This window comes from Pseudomonas siliginis, assembly GCF_024072275.1.
Lineage (GTDB): Bacteria > Pseudomonadota > Gammaproteobacteria > Pseudomonadales > Pseudomonadaceae > Aquipseudomonas > Aquipseudomonas siliginis.
On record NZ_CP099598.1, the window covers coordinates 219373 to 234455 of the forward strand.

The 15083-nt window shown below is 60.1% G+C and carries 12 protein-coding genes; 9 read left to right on the plus strand and 3 right to left on the minus strand.

The window, feature by feature from the left end; all coding sequences use genetic code 11:
• Window positions 1-106: 106 nt before the first annotated feature.
• Complete coding sequence (locus NF676_RS01520; RefSeq protein WP_252887112.1) at window positions 107-1015, plus strand: TauD/TfdA dioxygenase family protein; 909 nt, start codon at window positions 107-109, stop codon at window positions 1013-1015.
• A gap of 197 nt (window positions 1016-1212) precedes the next feature.
• Here the strand turns inward: NF676_RS01520 and NF676_RS01525 are convergent, their stop codons facing one another.
• Both NF676_RS01525 and NF676_RS01530 read right to left on the minus strand, forming a co-directional pair.
• Complete coding sequence (locus tag NF676_RS01525; protein ID WP_252887113.1) at window positions 1213-2829, minus strand: alkaline phosphatase family protein; 1617 nt, start codon at window positions 2827-2829, stop codon at window positions 1213-1215.
• A gap of 178 nt (window positions 2830-3007) precedes the next feature.
• Window positions 3008-3952: a LysR family transcriptional regulator gene (locus NF676_RS01530; RefSeq protein ID WP_252887114.1), complete on the minus strand. Its 945-nt coding sequence runs from the start codon at window positions 3950-3952 to the stop codon at window positions 3008-3010.
• A 165-nt stretch (window positions 3953-4117) separates the two neighbouring features.
• Here NF676_RS01530 and NF676_RS01535 point away from each other — a divergent pair, with 165 nt between their 5' ends.
• From NF676_RS01535 to NF676_RS01570, 8 genes are all read left to right on the plus strand, one after another.
• Window positions 4118-6478 (plus strand): TonB-dependent receptor, encoded by a 2361-nt coding sequence (locus NF676_RS01535; protein ID WP_252887115.1) that lies wholly within the window; start codon window positions 4118-4120, stop codon window positions 6476-6478.
• A 22-nt stretch (window positions 6479-6500) separates the two neighbouring features.
• Entirely contained in the window at window positions 6501-7844 is a 1344-nt protein-coding gene (locus NF676_RS01540; protein ID WP_056787033.1) for an aryl-sulfate sulfotransferase, read from the plus strand.
• Between the two features lie 271 nt (window positions 7845-8115).
• Window positions 8116-8925 (plus strand): energy transducer TonB, encoded by an 810-nt coding sequence (locus tag NF676_RS01545; RefSeq protein WP_252882983.1) that lies wholly within the window; start codon window positions 8116-8118, stop codon window positions 8923-8925.
• 45 nt (window positions 8926-8970) lie between these two features.
• Window positions 8971-9696, plus strand: a complete 726-nt coding sequence (locus NF676_RS01550) for a MotA/TolQ/ExbB proton channel family protein (RefSeq protein WP_041477454.1) — start codon at window positions 8971-8973, stop codon at window positions 9694-9696.
• 1 nt (window position 9697) lies between these two features.
• Window positions 9698-10099, plus strand: coding sequence for an ExbD/TolR family protein (locus NF676_RS01555; RefSeq protein ID WP_122508390.1), 402 nt, complete (start codon window positions 9698-9700; stop codon window positions 10097-10099).
• 366 nt (window positions 10100-10465) lie between these two features.
• On the plus strand, window positions 10466-11047 hold the full coding sequence (locus NF676_RS01560) for an alpha/beta hydrolase (protein ID WP_252887116.1): 582 nt from the start codon (window positions 10466-10468) through the stop codon (window positions 11045-11047).
• 51 nt (window positions 11048-11098) lie between these two features.
• Window positions 11099-12031: a sigma 54-interacting transcriptional regulator gene (locus NF676_RS01565; RefSeq protein WP_252887117.1), complete on the plus strand. Its 933-nt coding sequence runs from the start codon at window positions 11099-11101 to the stop codon at window positions 12029-12031.
• A 167-nt stretch (window positions 12032-12198) separates the two neighbouring features.
• The gene (locus NF676_RS01570; RefSeq protein WP_041477458.1) at window positions 12199-12996 is read left to right on the plus strand and encodes a MetQ/NlpA family ABC transporter substrate-binding protein; all 798 of its coding nucleotides are present in this window, start codon (window positions 12199-12201) and stop codon (window positions 12994-12996) included.
• Window positions 12997-13826: 830 nt separating this feature from the next.
• Here the strand turns inward: NF676_RS01570 and NF676_RS01575 are convergent.
• The gene (locus tag NF676_RS01575; RefSeq protein WP_056787044.1) at window positions 13827-14987 is read right to left on the minus strand and encodes an AAA family ATPase; all 1161 of its coding nucleotides are present in this window, start codon (window positions 14985-14987) and stop codon (window positions 13827-13829) included.
• Window positions 14988-15083: the final 96 nt, after the last annotated feature.

Here is a 15083-nt window from a genome sequence, read left to right on the forward strand (position 1 = left end):
TATTCCGCCAACGAAGCATGTGATTATCTATTAGATGTAAATGGAATATAGATAGAGCGTTGTTTCGCTGCCGTCAAAACCGCAAGCCGTCGATGAGGGTCTTCCCATGAGCAATGCCGCACTCGCTGTAAAACCCGTTTCTCACGCGCTGGAAATTCACCCGGTGGCCGGTCGTATCGGTGCCGAAATCCGCGGCGTTCACCTGTCCGGTGAGCTGGACGCCGCCACTGTCGAAGTCATCCAGCAAGCCTTGGTCGAATACAAAGTGCTGTTCTTCCGCGAGCAGACGCAACTCGACGATCAGCGTCAGGAAGCCTTTGCCCATCTGCTTGGCGAACCGGTGGCGCACCCGACCGTGCCGGTGCGTGAAGGCACTCGCTACCTTCTGGAGCTGGACGGCGCCGAGGGCCAGCGCGCCAATTCCTGGCACACCGACGTGACCTTCGTTGATGCCTATCCGAAAGCATCGATCCTGCGCTCGGTGGTTGCGCCGGCATTCGGCGGCGATACGCTGTGGGCCAACACCGCGACCGCTTACAGCGGTTTGCCGAGCGAGCTGCGTGAGCTGGCCGACAAACTGACCGCTGTGCACAGCAACGAGTACGACTACGCCGGGGCGAAGCCGGACGTCTCGGCAGAGAAGCTGGAGCGCTATCGCAAAGTCTTCACCTCGACCGTCTACGAAACCGAGCACCCGGTGGTGCGCGTGCACCCGATCAGCGGCGAGAAGAGCTTGCTGCTGGGGCATTTCGTCAAACGCATCAAAGGTTATTCACAGGCCGATTCGGCACACCTGTTCGGCTTGCTGCAGAGCCATGTGATCCGCCAGGAAAACACCGTGCGCTGGCGCTGGCAGGCTGGAGATGTGGCGATCTGGGACAACCGCTCGACGCAGCATTACGCGATTGATGATTACGGCACCCAGGATCGCGTGGTGCGCCGGGTGACGCTCAAGGGCGAGGTGCCGGTGGGGGTGAATGGGCAGCGCAGCCAGACCATCAAAGGTCGTGATTGAAGATCAAGAGCCCCTCACCCCAGCCCTCTCCCAGAGGGAGAGGGAGCCGACCGAGTTATCTCGCGTTATGCATCGACCTGAAAGACCTTATCGATTATGGATTCGGTGAAGCTGGATCAGGTCGGTGCACCTCTGAAATATCCCCCATTCAGTCCCCTCTCCCTCCGGGAGAGGGTTAGGGTGAGGGGCTCTTCCCGCTACCAAACACCAATCTGAACAACCTTCTCGGTTTCCGGTTCGCCATAACGAAACCGCTGCCCGCGCAAATCGATCTCCGGATGGCTGATCGTCGTCCGCCGCTTCAACCCCCTCATCCACTCAAACAGATATCCGGCATGCTCCTCGCGCACCGCCGCGTATGCCGGGTCCTCACCCAGATCATTCAGCTCCTGCGGATCATTCAACAGATCAAACAGCTGCGGTCTAAACCCGTCGTACGCCAGGTATTTCCAGCGCTCGCTGCGCACCATGGTCATGCGGCAACGGTCGATCGGCTGGCCGAGACGTTCCCGCGCCGGGGCCTGGAAGGCGTAGTCGTATTCGCTGATTGCATAGCGGCGCCAATCGGGATTTTCCCCGTGCAGCAACGGGATCAATGAACGCCCTTCAAGCCGATGCTCTGCTGCCGGCAATCCCAGTGCTTGAAGAAATGTCGGCAGCGCATCGATGGTTTCTGCCAAGCGCTCATCGACAGTGCCGCGAGTGACATCCGCCGCCCCCCGAGGATCGCGCACGATCAACGGCACACCCACCGCCTGCTCCAGCAAAAACTCCTTCTCGCCGAGCCAATGATCGCCGAGGAAATCGCCGTGATCGCTGGTGAACACGATCAACGTGTCATCCCAGCGCCCGTTGCTCTGTAGAAAATCGAACAGTCTCCCCAACTGATCATCCACTTGCTTGATCAGGCCCATGTAGGTGGGGATTACATTCAATCGTACTGAATCGCGGGAGAAGTTGCGGCTTTCCTCATGTTGGCGAAAGGCAGTGTATACGGGGTGTTTGCTGGCTTCGGAGAGCGTCGCGCGGATCGGTTGCAGAATCGATTTCGTACTGTACAAGGCGTGGTATGGCGACGGTACGATATATGGCCAATGTGGTTTGATGTACGAGAGGTGTAAACACCAGGATTTATCGCCTTGCTCAGCGATGAAGTCGATGGCCCGAGTTGTAGTGTAGACAGTCTCTGAGTGTTGCTCGGGAATTCGTGCTGGCAAATTCGCATGACGCATTTTCCAGCCGCTGAGGATTTCACCGTTCTCGCCTTCGGCGGCATTCGCCCAGTCGTGCCAGGGATTCTTGCCATCGAAGCCCTGCGCGCGCAGGTATTGGGTATAGGGCGCGGATTCGCGCTTGTCGTCGAATGACGGATCGTCGGGGTAGATGCCGTCGTGGCGCAGGTACGGTTCGAAGCCGACCTCATTGAGCAACTCGGCTTGCGCGCTTTGCGGGTTGATCGCCAGCCGCTGCAAGGCGTCGACATTGGCCGTCGCATGGGTCTTGCCGACCAGCGCGGTGCGGATGCCGTGAGGTCGCAGGTAATCGCCGATCGTCAATTCATCCAGCGGCAACGGCACCGAGTTCCAGGCCACTTGATGACTGCTGACATAGCGCCCGGTGTAGGCCGACATCCGCGACGGGCCGCAGATCGTACCTTGGGTGTAGGCACGGCTGAAACGCACCCCTTGAGCTGCGAGGCGATCGATATTCGGTGTATGCAGATGCGGGTGTCCGGAGCAGGACAGGTAATCGCGGCGCAGTTGATCGCACATGATGTACAGCACGTTGCGCACGGGGTTGGATGGGGTAGGCATGGGATTCACCGGTCAGTGGGACAGGTGAGGGTTTTCGCTTTCGCGTGGGGTGTTCGGCAAGTGCATTTGGGGAATGGTTTTTATGCAGCGATTGCATCAGCCTCTTCGCGAGCAGGCTCGCTCCCACATTTGAAATGCGTATTCCTGTGGGAGCGAGCCTGCTCGCGAAGGGGCCAGCTCAGACAGCAAAATTCTCCAGCGAACAAACTTCCTGATCCTCCGCATCAACCACTTTGATCTGCTCAATCATCGCTTCGGCTAACGGTGACAACCGATATCCGGCGCGGCTGACAATGCCGTAGCGGGTGTACAGCTCCTCCAGATCATCCGCCAGGCCTTCGATCTTCAAACAGACCAGCTCACCCTTGGCCAGATGCAGCGCATCGGAATACGCGCCGACAATTCCGATCGCCTCCGAACGCAGCACCACGCTCAACAGCGTCGAACCGTTTTCGCATTCCACATTCGGGGTGAAATCAGGGCGGCCGCTGAGGTCGACGATGACCTTGCGCAGGTTCGGCGGGCGAATGCTTACGGCCAGTGGATAACTCAGCAACTGCTCGGCGGTGATGCGTTCGAACGCCGTCAGCGGATGCCCGGCGCGGCAGCAGAAATGCCATTTGCGCGCCCGCAGGCGGTGGGTCTGGTAATCCGGGTCGGCCTCGAATTGTCGGGTATCGGCGACGAAAAATTCGAACTCTTCGCTGAGCAGGCGTTTGCTCAGGCTCTGCCAGTCATCGACCAGAAACTGTACGCGCGCCTTCGGGTAGCGGCCGATGAATGCGCCGATCGCGCGCGGGATCAATCCGGCGGCTGGCGCCGGCCCGCAACCAAAGCGCAATTCCCCGGCCTCGAGGCCATTGAACTGACTGATCTCATTGGCCATCTGCTGCGCACCGCTGACCAGTCGCCGCGCATGTTCGAGCAGCACATGGCCCTGTTTGGTCGGCGGCAATTCCTTGCGCCCACGGTCGACCAACTGGCAGCCGACGCTGTGTTCCAGTGCTTGGATGCTGCGGCTGAATGCCGACTGCGACAGGTTCACCGCCTGCGCGCCAGCGACAAAGCTGCGTTGCTCAACCAGAGCGATGAAGTGACGCAATTGGCGCAAGTCGATATGCATTTTTCACATAAAAAATATCCGGGAAATGCATTGGATATGCATTAGGTCGACTCCTTATAAAGGCAATCTCTTATGCAGTAAATATTTGTAAATCCATAAATAAATAACTGAAAAGAATATGCAGCACTGAAGATGTCTGTGTGTTTTTTGACCAGGAGCCGCGCCATGAGTCCGTTGAATCTCGCGTTACCCCCATCTCCCCGACGGCTCAAACGCCTGCCTTTGGCGCTGTTGCTGGCAGGCAGCGCCAGCTGGACTCACGGCTATGCCGCCGAAGCCGAAACCCCTCCGCCCGTCCCCGCAGACACAGCGGCGGCCAACGGTTCGCAGCTGGAAACCGTGACCGTCACCACGCGCCGCCGCGAAGAAAGTTCGCAAGACGTGCCGACGCCAATGAGCGTGGTCAGCGGGCAGAATCTGGAGACGCAGCGGGTTTACCGGATTCAGGATTTGCAGCAACTGGTGCCCAGCGTCAACGTCGCTTACATGCATGCGCGGCAGTCCAGCGTGTCGATCCGTGGCCTCGGTAACAACCCGGCCAGTGATGGCCTGGAAGGCAGCGTTGGCCTGTACATCGACAACGTTTATCTGGGCCGTCCGGGTATGGCAGTGTTCGACTTGATGGATATCGAGCAGCTTGAGGTCTTGCGCGGGCCGCAGGGCACGCTGTTCGGCAAGAACACCACCGCCGGGGTCATCAATATCAGCACCCGCGCGCCCAGTTTCACGCCTGAGCGCAGCATCGAAACATCGGTCGGCGAGGACGGTTATTTCCAGACCAAGGGCACGATTTCCGGGCCGCTCAATGATGAGTTGGCCGGACGTTTTTCCGCCTATCGCACGCGCAGTGACGGCGACATCAAGAACGAATATGACGGCCACGACCTCAACGGCGGCTCCCGCGAGGGCTTCCGCGCGCAGCTGTTGTTCAAGCCCAATGAAAATTTCAATCTGCGCTGGATCGGCGATTACAACGAAGAAGATTCCAGTGCCGGCACCCGCGTGCTGTACAACACCGGGCCGACCATCAACGGCGTCAATCTGTATGAATCGCGGGCCAGCGCGGCCGGGGCGACGCTGGTCAACGGCCGGCATCGCAAGGTCAATCTCGACAATGACCAGCACGTCACCGTGCATCAGGGCGGCACTTCAGTGGAAGCCAACTGGACGTTGCCGAGCGACTTCACCCTGACGTCGGTCAGCTCTTATCGTTTCTGGAATTTCACCCCGCGCAACGATGACGGCCTCAATGTGCCGGCCAGTTACAACGCCGGTGTGTCGGTGGAAGACAAACAGTATTCGCAGGAATTTCGCCTGGCCTCGCCCAAGGGCGAGTTCTTCGATTACGTGGTCGGCGCCTACTATTTCGGCTCGGACCTGGACAACAAATCCTTCGCCTATTACGGCCCGCAAGCGGATATCTGGAACGGCACGCCGGCAGGCGCCCTGGCCAACGTCAGCAGCGTCGGCAACGGCCATATCAAGACCGACAGTTTCGCCCTGTTTGCCCAAGGCACCTGGCACCTGAGCGAGCGGCTGGATTTCACCGCCGGGGTGCGTGGCACCTACGAGGAGAAAAACGCCTCGGTCAGCCGCAACGCGCCGCTCGGTGGCGTGGCGGTGGCGGGTGCGGCAGCCAATGCGCGTCGCGGCCGTGCCGGCGTCTACGATTCCGGAGACTTGAATCAGTACAGCTCCAGCCCCTCGGGACTGCTCAACCTGAGCTATCGCATCACCGACGACATACTCGGTTACGCCACGCTGTCCCACGGCGAGAAATCCGGCGGGGTCAACCTTGCGGTCGGCTCCGCACCTACCGCTGGCGCCGACTCGTTATTGATCGGCACCGAGCGCGCCAACAACGCCGAACTCGGCTTCAAAAGCACCCTGTGGGATCGCCGCCTGCAACTCAACGCCAACGTGTTCTGGACCCAGGTCAACGCTTACCAGACCAACGCCTACGACGCCGCCAACCGCGTGCAATACCTGACCAACGCAGGCTCGGTGCGCTCGCGTGGCATCGAGTTCGAAAGCAGCTTGGTGCCGCTGCGTGGCCTGACCCTGAATTTCAACGGCTCGTACAACGACGTCAGCTACCTCTCGTACAAGGATGCGCCGTGCCCGCCGGAAGTCAGCCAGGCCCCGGGTGCACCGGCCTCGTGCGACCTCAGCGGCCATCAAGTGGTCGGCGCGTCGAAATGGATCGGCAACGCCAACGGCGAATACAAATGGAATCTGGCTAACGGCTTCGAACCCTACGTCACCGGCAGCTATGCGTTTCGCTCCAAAGCGGTGGGCACGGTCGAGGATTCCGATTACGGGCAGATACCCAGTTACGCGGTGGTCAACCTTTCCACCGGCCTGCGCGGCGATTTCAATCAGGGCCAGTGGGACGTCTCGCTGTGGCTGAAAAACGCCTTCGACAAAACCTATTACACGACCCTGTGGACCGGCGGTAACGGCGGCTATGAAGGCCTGCTCGGCACCCCGCGCACCCTCGGCGTTACCGGTCGCTACGACTTCTGATTTGCCTTCAAGGAGCTGCACCATGTTGCCCATCAAAAGCGCTTTACCCCTGCTGCTATCCGGCGCAGTCCTGAGCAGCGGTGCTTTCGCCGCGCCCAGTGTGTACCCGACTGGAGTCACCCGTTATGACCCAGACAAGGCGTTTAACCAGTACGTGATCTTCAGCGGTGCCGACAAACAGACGCACCTGATCGACATGAACGGCAACGAAGTGAAGACCTGGCCGCAGGCAGGTTTCCCGTCCGCAATCATCGACCCGCAACTGGTCGGCGGTAAACGCGGCCATGTGCTGCTGCAATTGAGTGACAAGGACCCCGGCAAGCTCGGCTCGGCGGGCAATGGCCTGGGCAACCAGAGCGTCGGCGAACTCGACTGGGACGGCAAAGTGGTTTGGCAGTGGGGCGACAAGGCTCCCGGTGGCGCGGCGCAGCAACATCACGATCAGCGGCGCTTGAGCAATGGCAACACCGTGGTGCTGGCGAACAAGGTGCACAAGGTCACAGGCTTCAAGGCGCCCGAAGTAATCGATGATGTGATCTACGAAGTCAGCCCCGACGGTGCAGTGAAATGGCAGTGGCTGGCCTCGGATCATCTGAGCGAATTCGGCTTCACTGCCGAGCAATTGAAACTGGTGCGCGCCAGTGACAATCCGGATTACCTGCACATCAACAACCTCAGTCTGGTCGGGCCGAACAAGTGGTTCGACGCCGGTGACAAGCGCTTCAGTCCGGACAATCTGTTGATCGATTCACGCAACGCCAACTTCATCGCCATCATCGACAAAAGCAGCGGCAGAGTGGTCTGGCGGCTGGGGCCGAATCTGCCGCTGATCAATCCGAAAACCGCGCAGAAACTGCCGCGTCCGGTCGATCAGTTCGTCGGCCAGCATGACGCGCACATCATCCCCGCCGGGCTGCCCGGCGCCGGCAATCTGCTGGTGTTCGATAACCAGGGCTCGGCGGGCTATCCAAACGTCACCCTTGGGTTGATATCCGGCTCGCGGGTGCTGGAAATCGACCCACAGAAAAACCAAATCGTCTGGCAGTACAGCGCGGCCAATACGAAGCAGCCGGGCTGGGCGTTCTATAGCTCGTTCATCAGCAGTGCGCGGCGGTTGCCCAACGGCAACACGTTGATCGACGAAGGCATGAACGGACGGTTTTTCCAGGTAACCGCCAGTGGTGAAAACGTTTGGGAATACGTCAGCCCGTATCTGGGCAAAGCGCCGGGCAGCGATGCAATCAGCAACTGGGTGTATCGAGCGCTGCCGGTGAGCTATGACTGGGTGCCTGCCGGTACACCGCGTTCAGAGACTGCAGTGATCGCGCCCGCTGTCGGCGTGCAGCAAACCAATGCCAGCCGTTGAAGGGCGCGGATGGATGCCGTGGACGAATACTTTTCATGCCGCAAAGGCATGCGATTTACGGCTCATCGCTGCAGCCCTTGTAGCGCGTGGCCTCGGTGAAAAAGACCGATTTGTATATTCCATGCAGATCTATACATAACTTCAAAGATTACTTTCGGTGATAAGCGTTCAGGCCCAATGATTGCCCCGTCGACTACGCCGTGGGGGCTTCACGAATGGCGAGACGATCGCTTTGGCTAGTAGAACGAAAGAGACCGCAGGGAGTTGAACAATGGGCAATGTCCAGACCGCCGCCAGCGCAGGGGAATTGCTGTGGCGGCACACGCCGAGTGGCGAGCTGGTCGATCTTGGCCGGCCGCATAGGGTGCCGTTGGGGCAGTTGCGTTTGCAACGTGCTCCCAAGGGCATTTTGAGTCGACGCGAAACCCTTTTGCTCGGTGTGCTCGCGTTGGTCGTGCATGGCGCGGTGATTTACTGGGTCAGCCAGAAGCCGACGCCAGTGCTGCCGGTGGTACCGCCGGAAATTCCGCCGATGACCATCGAGTTTTCGCGTCCGGCTCCGCCCGCGCCGCCGGTTGTTGCGCCGCCGCCGCCGGCGCCGGTGGTCGAACCGCCACCGCCAGTGGAAGACGAATTGGCGGTAAAACCGCCGCCGCCCAAGCCGATCGCCAAACCCAAACCGGTGGTGAAACCGCCGCCCAAACCGGCGCCGAAGGCAGTAGAGCAACCGCCAGCGCCAGCGAAACCCGCAGCCCCGGTCGCCGCTCCAGCGCCTCCTGCGCCACCGGCACCGGCGCCTGTTACTCCGGCTTCAGCCAACGCTGCGTATCTGAAAAATCCGGCGCCGGAATACCCGTCGCTGGCCCAGCGGCGCGGTTGGGAAGGCACGGTGTTGTTACGGGTGCATGTGTTGGCCAGCGGCAAACCGGGCGAGATCCAGATTGCCAAAAGCAGTGGTCGGCAACAGCTCGACGATGCGGCGCTGAATGCCGTCAAGCGCTGGAGTTTCGTCCCGGCCAAGCAGGGTGATGTCGCCCAGGACGGCTGGGTCAGCGTGCCCATCGATTTCAAGATTCATTAAACCGAAACCAAATTCGCGCGAAATGTTTACACGAGGGAACACATCATGACGTTACTGGCATCTCCACTGGAATCCATCGAAAGCGCGGTGATCTGGCTGCTGGTGGTTTTTTCCGTTGCCACTTGGGGCCTGGCGTTGCTCAAGGCTGTGCAGTTCGGTCGTCTGAAAGCGCAGGATCGGCGCTTTCACAAACGTTTCTGGGCGGCGTCGAGTCTGGATGCCGCGGCAGAGTTGAGCGAAACCCAGCCCGGCGCCGCAGCGCGAGTGGCGCAGGCTGGCTATGCAGCGATCCAGGTGGGCGAGGCGCCGCAGGCGAATGATCTGAGCCAGGCGATCAACCATCAGGATCGCCTCGAGCGTGCCTTGCGCCAGCAGATCGTCCGCGAACGGCGTTCGCTGGAAACCGGTCTGGCGGTTGTCGCGAGTATCGGCAGCACCTCGCCGTTCATTGGTCTGTTTGGCACGGTGTGGGGAATCATGGAGGCCTTGAAAGGCATCAGCGCCGCCGGTTCGGCGAGCCTGGAAACGGTGGCCGGCCCGATCGGTGCGGCACTCGTCGCGACCGGCGTGGGGATCGCCGTCGCGGTGCCGGCGGTGCTGGTTTACAACTATTTTTTGCGAAGGCTGAAACTGACCGCCGCGGATCTGGATGACTTCGCCCACGACTTCTACAGCCTGGCGCAGAAGAGCGCGTTCCGCGTGCTGATCCACCCGACCGCACACAAAGTGGCAACGTCGGGCAACGCGGCAAAAGTGAAGGAGGCGTCCTGATATGGCCTTCTCCACGCAAGACACGGATGAGGTGCTCAGCGAAATCAACGTGACGCCGCTGGTAGACGTGATGCTGGTGCTGCTGGTGGTGTTTATCGTCACCGCGCCGCTGCTGACCAACGCGATACCGATCAACCTGCCGAAGACCGAAGCGGTGGCGCCGGTCGAGCAGAAAGACCCGCTGGTGGTGAGCATCGACGGCGCCGGCAAACTGTTTATCAACAAGGATGAGATTCAGCCTGACTTGCTCGAATTCAACCTGAAGTCGGCCAAGGCCAAGGACCCGGAGGTGCGCGTGCAGTTGCAGGCCGATGACGGGGTGAACTACGGCGAAGTGGCGCGAGCCATGGCTTCGATCGAACGGGCGGGGATTAGCAAGTTGTCGGTGATCACCGCGCGGTAACAGACTTTCGTTTTTCCGGGGCCGTCTCCTTGGCAGGGTGCGGCCCTTTTTTTTGCGTTCGGTTTTTGAAAAAGCCCCTCACCTTAGCCCTCTCCCGGAGGGAGAGGGGACTGACCGGGGTGTCTGGCGGCTATACACCGATATGAGAAATCCAGTCGAACTCAAGATTTGAAGAACCTGAAGATCGGCTCCCTTTCCCCCCTCGCCCCCTTGGGGGAGAGGGTTGGGGTGAGGGGGGGGAATCTTATGCCCTACACAAATCACATATTCGATACAGGTCTTAATAAATAGCTTCTTATTCCTTAACGAATATAACTCCTCTCCCTATACTCGACCCGGAACAGACACGATGCAGGAGAGCTCCCCATGCGCAACGAATCAATCCGTTACCTGATTGTGCCGGGCTGGCAAGGATCGCCAGATGATCATTGGCAAAGCCATTGGCAGAACAGCCTGCCCAACAGCGCGCGGGTCGAGCAGGCTGATTGGCTGACGCCGCGCCGTGAGGACTGGGTCGCGGCGCTGGCCGAAGCGATTGCCGCAGACAGCACCCCGGTGATCCTCATCGCTCACAGCCTCGGCTGCATCACCGTTGCCCACTGGGCGGCGACTGCGCCGCTGCAATACCTGCGTCAGGTGCGCGGGGCGTTGCTGGTTGCGCCGGCCGATGTCGAGCGTCCTGCCTGTGCGCCGGCACTGCGCAATTTCGCGCCGATCCCGACGGATCTTTTGCCGTTTCCCAGTCAGGTCGTCAGCTCCGACAACGACGCCGCCGTCAGTGCCCCGCGCGCGCTCGAACTGGCACGCAACTGGGGGGCGGAGGCGGGGATTCTTGCCGGTGCCGGGCACATCAACGTCAAGTCCGGGCATCAGCGTTGGGAGCAGGGTTTCGCCTATCTCTATCGCCTGCAAAATCGCCTGGAACATCACGCCCGCCGTCGCGCCTGACCTCATTATTCAACGCCCCCGTCGGCTGGCGGTTTTGGGCGGGAGCCTGCCATGAGTTTCGAAACTTTCGGTCAGCCATTGCTGACCTTTCCCGATGCGGAAAAAAGCCCTCTGAGCATTCGCGCCAAGGCGTTGGTGTTCGTTGACCCACGCTCGCGGCAATTGCGCGAGGAGTTGGAGCAGTTGGCTCCACGTGCGATTTCAGTGCTGATTCGCGGTGAGACTGGCACCGGTAAAGAGCTGCTCGCCCGGCATATCCACCGCGCCAGTGACCGCAGCGGGCTGTTCGTTTCGGTGAACTGCGGCGCGATCAGCCCGACCTACGCCGATGCCGAACTGTTCGGCTACGCCGCCGGCAGCTACAGCGGTTCGGCCAGCAGCCGCGCCGGCTGGTTCGGTTCGGCCAACGGCGGCACCTTGTATCTGGATGAGATTGGCGACCTGCCCCTGCCGATCCAGATCAAGCTGCTCGCGGCACTGGAAAACCACGAAGTCACCCGCGTTGGTGCGCATCAGCCGAGCCCGGTGGATGTGCGTCTGGTTGCCGCCACCAGCATTGATCTGGCCCAGGCCGTGGATGCCGGGAAATTCCACGAGCGGCTCTATCACTACCTCAGCGAGGGCCATCTGGAGCTGCCGGCGTTGCGCGCGCGGACCGGCGACATCCTCTCGCTGGCCGAGTATTTCCTTGGCATCTACAGCCAGCGTCTGGACCTGCCCGTGCCGCTGATCAGCGAAGCCGCGCAACATGTGCTCGAACAACACGGCTGGCCGGGCAACACCCGCGAACTGGAAAACGTCATCCACTTCGCTCTGCTGGTCAGCACCGGCGACGAGATCCTGCCGGAACATCTGAACCTGCCTGACGCGTCTGCGCCGCAGGTTCAGATCGAACGTCTGGTGAGGCAGACCCACATCGGCGGTAGCAGTGCAGAGCGTAAGGCCTTGAAAGATTGGCTGATTCGCTTGAGCGAGGCGGTATAAGCATTTTCTTCAGCATGAACAAAATGGAATATGAAGCTGAATAAACGTTATTGTCCGGGAATAAAAAATCCGGGTATTGTCCGCCTCACGCCAGCGATATCACTTCACTGGCACACGTATTAAATGCCGTCGTCGATGACGACCGTGATTTTCGATAAGGACACTGCATGAAAAAGGTTCTGTTGTTTACCGCATTGGCGGCTGCGCTGACGGCTTCTTTCGCCAACGCCGGCGAGAAACTGGTGGTTGCCGCAACGCCGGTGCCCCACGCTGAAATCCTTGAGCTGATCAAACCGACCCTGGCCAAAGAAGGCGTCGATCTGGAAATCAAGGTCTTCACCGACTACGTGCAGCCGAACGTACAGGTTGGCGAGAAGCGTCTGGACGCCAACTACTTCCAGACCAAGCCGTATCTGGACAGCTTCAACCAGGGCAAATACAAGGATGACAAATCCAAGTACCTGGTGACCGTGCAGGGCGTACACGTTGAACCGTTCGGTGGCTACTCGAGCAAGTACAAAACCTTGGCTGAACTGCCGGATGGCGCCACCATCGCCATCCCGAACGAAGGCAGCAACAGCGGCCGTGCGCTGATCCTGCTGCAGAAGGCCGGTCTGATCGAACTGAAAGATCCGAAAAACGCTCTGGCAACGCCGAAAGACATCGCCAAGAACCCGCACAACTTCAAGTTCAAGGAACTGGAATCGGCGCTGCTGCCGCGCGTGCTGAAAGAAGTTGATCTGGACATGATCAATACCAACTACGCGCTGGAAGCCAAGCTCAACCCGCAGAAAGATGCGCTGGTGATTGAAGGCGCTGACTCGCCATACGTGAACTTCCTGGTGGCCCGTGAGGACAACAAGAACAGTGACGCGATCCAGAAACTGGCCAAGGCCCTGACCAGCCCGGAAGTCAAAGCCTTCATCGAGAAGAAGTACAGCGGCGCGGTATTGCCGGCGTTCTGAGCTGACGCTTGAGTGAATCCGCTTCAGACGTGAAAACGCCGATGGCCAGTGATGGTCATCGGCGTTTTTGTGTGTCTTGAAAAGCCCCTCACCCTAGCCCTCTCCCAGAGGGAGAGGGGACCGATTGGGGGATGCTGTAGAGGCCCGCCGACCTGTTCGTGCGTCGCTGAATCCATAATCGACTCGGTTCGTCAGGTCGATGTACGACGAAAGACACCACGGTCGGCCCCCTCTCCCTTCGGGAGAGGGTTGGGGTGAGGGGCTTTCGACTTACGCTGTAGTCTTCAACGCCCGGCGCAACGCCCTGAGCAATTTCACAATGTCCTGCGGATCCAGCCGCTGCGGCACTTTTACGTCCATGTTGTTCTTCCTTGTGGTGGATGGGCCGGAGAGTCTGGCCAAAAGCTGTGGGTCCTTGGAGGTCTTTCCTGAAAAAAAGATCCGTCCTACAGCGCAAGGAAAAATAGCCGTCTTATTCCTTCCCGGCAAACCCGCAGAATAATGTTTAAGCGAGATGAATGTGGGCAGCCCAGATGGGCTAAGCAAAATTCGGTCACCCAATATGTGCGCAAAGAGCTGAGTGATGACACCCGGCCTGAGAGTGTGATTGGTGAAGGGGGCAAGTGGTTGGGGTGATTGCCCGTTGGATCAGCGGTGAGGCTCGCCCCTCACCCCAGCCCTCTCCCAAGGGAGAGGGAGCCGATGTCTGGGCTTTTCAAAATCAGGTTCGACTTCAGGCTTTCAGGTCGGCGTAACTCTCGCAAACAACTCGGTGAAGTCCCCTCTCCCTCTGGGAGAGGGTTAGGGTGAGGGGCTTTTCGCTGGCACCCTCAATCCGGCCACTGCCACGCCGGCTCATCCAGCACCCGCTGCCCGACAATCCCGGTCTGGCCCAGCGTCTTCTCCAGCACGATGCAATTGCATTCCGGGTCTTCCTGCAACGCCGAGATCAATCGTCGCGCATGTGACACCACCCACACCTGACACTGCTCCGAAGCGCGAATGATCAGCCGCGCCAGCGCCGGCAGCAGGTCCGGGTGCAGGCTGGTTTCCGGTTCGTTGAGCACCATCAGCGATGGCGGTCGTGGGGTCAGCAGGGCGGCGATCAGCAGCAGATAACGCAAAGTGCCGTCCGACAGTTCTGCCGCTGACAGCGGTCGCAACAAGCCTTCCTGATAAAACTCGATAGCGAAACGCCCACCGGCCAACAGTGCGATATTCAGCCGCGCGCCGGGAAACGCATCGCTGATCGCCGCGCTCAGTGCTTGCGGATCGCCAATCTCGATAATTGTCTGCAAGGCCGCCGCCAGATCACGGCCATCGTGGTGCAGGACGGGCGTGCGCGTGCCCAGTTGCGGCTGACGCACCGGCGCGTCGGCATCGCTGCGAAAGTGATCATAAAAGCGCCAGCGCCGGATGAATTCGCGCATCTGAAACACTTCCGGCGAGCTGCGCAGATTGCCGACCTGATCGAACAGGCTGTCGAAGTTCGGCGTGTGTTGCGCCAGCACATCCCAGGCGCGACCTTCACGGGCGCGGATCATCGGGCCGTTGCGGTCGACCAGCAGGCTCGCCGGGCGAAACACCGGGCCGGCCCAGATGCACTCACGCTTGATTTCCGGGTCGAGGGAAAAGCATGAAGTGCTCGGCTCCGGCAGGCCCAGGCCGATGGCGTAACTGAAATCCTCGCCGGCGAATCCCAAGCGCAACCTTTTCACGCCTTGGCGCACCGTCGGCTCGATCGCCACTTCACCGTTGCGCATGCGTCGGCTGATGGTTTCCGGCCCGGCCCAGAACGTCGATTCCAGCCCGCCCTCACGCGCCAGTGCATTGACCACACCGCCCTGGGCGGTTTCCGCCAGCAGGCGCAAGGCGCGGTAGAGGTTGGACTTGCCGCTGCCGTTTGGCCCGGTAATCAGGTTCAGGCGCCCGAGCGGAATCACCAGTTTGTTGATCGAGCGGTAATTGGCCACGGCCAGGGTGTTGAGCATGAAATCCTTCTCCGGGTCACTGCGATACGCGGGGAGCATACCTTTAATGAGATAAATCTGGTGTTGGCGTCCGCAACCGTGGAACCCTGTTCTAAG

Excerpts from the sequence above, each read along its gene's own strand:
- NF676_RS01560 (WP_252887116.1), top strand. The coding sequence starts at position 10,466 with ATGCGCAACGAATCAATCCGTTACCTGATTGTGCCGGGCTGGCAAGGA.
- NF676_RS01545 (WP_252882983.1), top strand. The coding sequence starts at position 8,116 with ATGGGCAATGTCCAGACCGCCGCCAGCGCAGGGGAATTGCTGTGGCGG.
- NF676_RS01550 (WP_041477454.1), top strand. The coding sequence starts at position 8,971 with ATGACGTTACTGGCATCTCCACTGGAATCCATCGAAAGCGCGGTGATC.
- NF676_RS01535 (WP_252887115.1), top strand. The coding sequence starts at position 4,118 with ATGAGTCCGTTGAATCTCGCGTTACCCCCATCTCCCCGACGGCTCAAA.
- NF676_RS01520 (WP_252887112.1), top strand. The coding sequence starts at position 107 with ATGAGCAATGCCGCACTCGCTGTAAAACCCGTTTCTCACGCGCTGGAA.
- NF676_RS01540 (WP_056787033.1), top strand. The coding sequence starts at position 6,501 with ATGTTGCCCATCAAAAGCGCTTTACCCCTGCTGCTATCCGGCGCAGTC.
- NF676_RS01565 (WP_252887117.1), top strand. The coding sequence starts at position 11,099 with ATGAGTTTCGAAACTTTCGGTCAGCCATTGCTGACCTTTCCCGATGCG.
- NF676_RS01525 (WP_252887113.1), bottom strand. The coding sequence starts at position 2,829 with ATGCCTACCCCATCCAACCCCGTGCGCAACGTGCTGTACATCATGTGC.
- NF676_RS01555 (WP_122508390.1), top strand. The coding sequence starts at position 9,698 with ATGGCCTTCTCCACGCAAGACACGGATGAGGTGCTCAGCGAAATCAAC.
- NF676_RS01570 (WP_041477458.1), top strand. The coding sequence starts at position 12,199 with ATGAAAAAGGTTCTGTTGTTTACCGCATTGGCGGCTGCGCTGACGGCT.
- NF676_RS01575 (WP_056787044.1), bottom strand. The coding sequence starts at position 14,987 with ATGCTCAACACCCTGGCCGTGGCCAATTACCGCTCGATCAACAAACTG.
- NF676_RS01530 (WP_252887114.1), bottom strand. The coding sequence starts at position 3,952 with ATGCATATCGACTTGCGCCAATTGCGTCACTTCATCGCTCTGGTTGAG.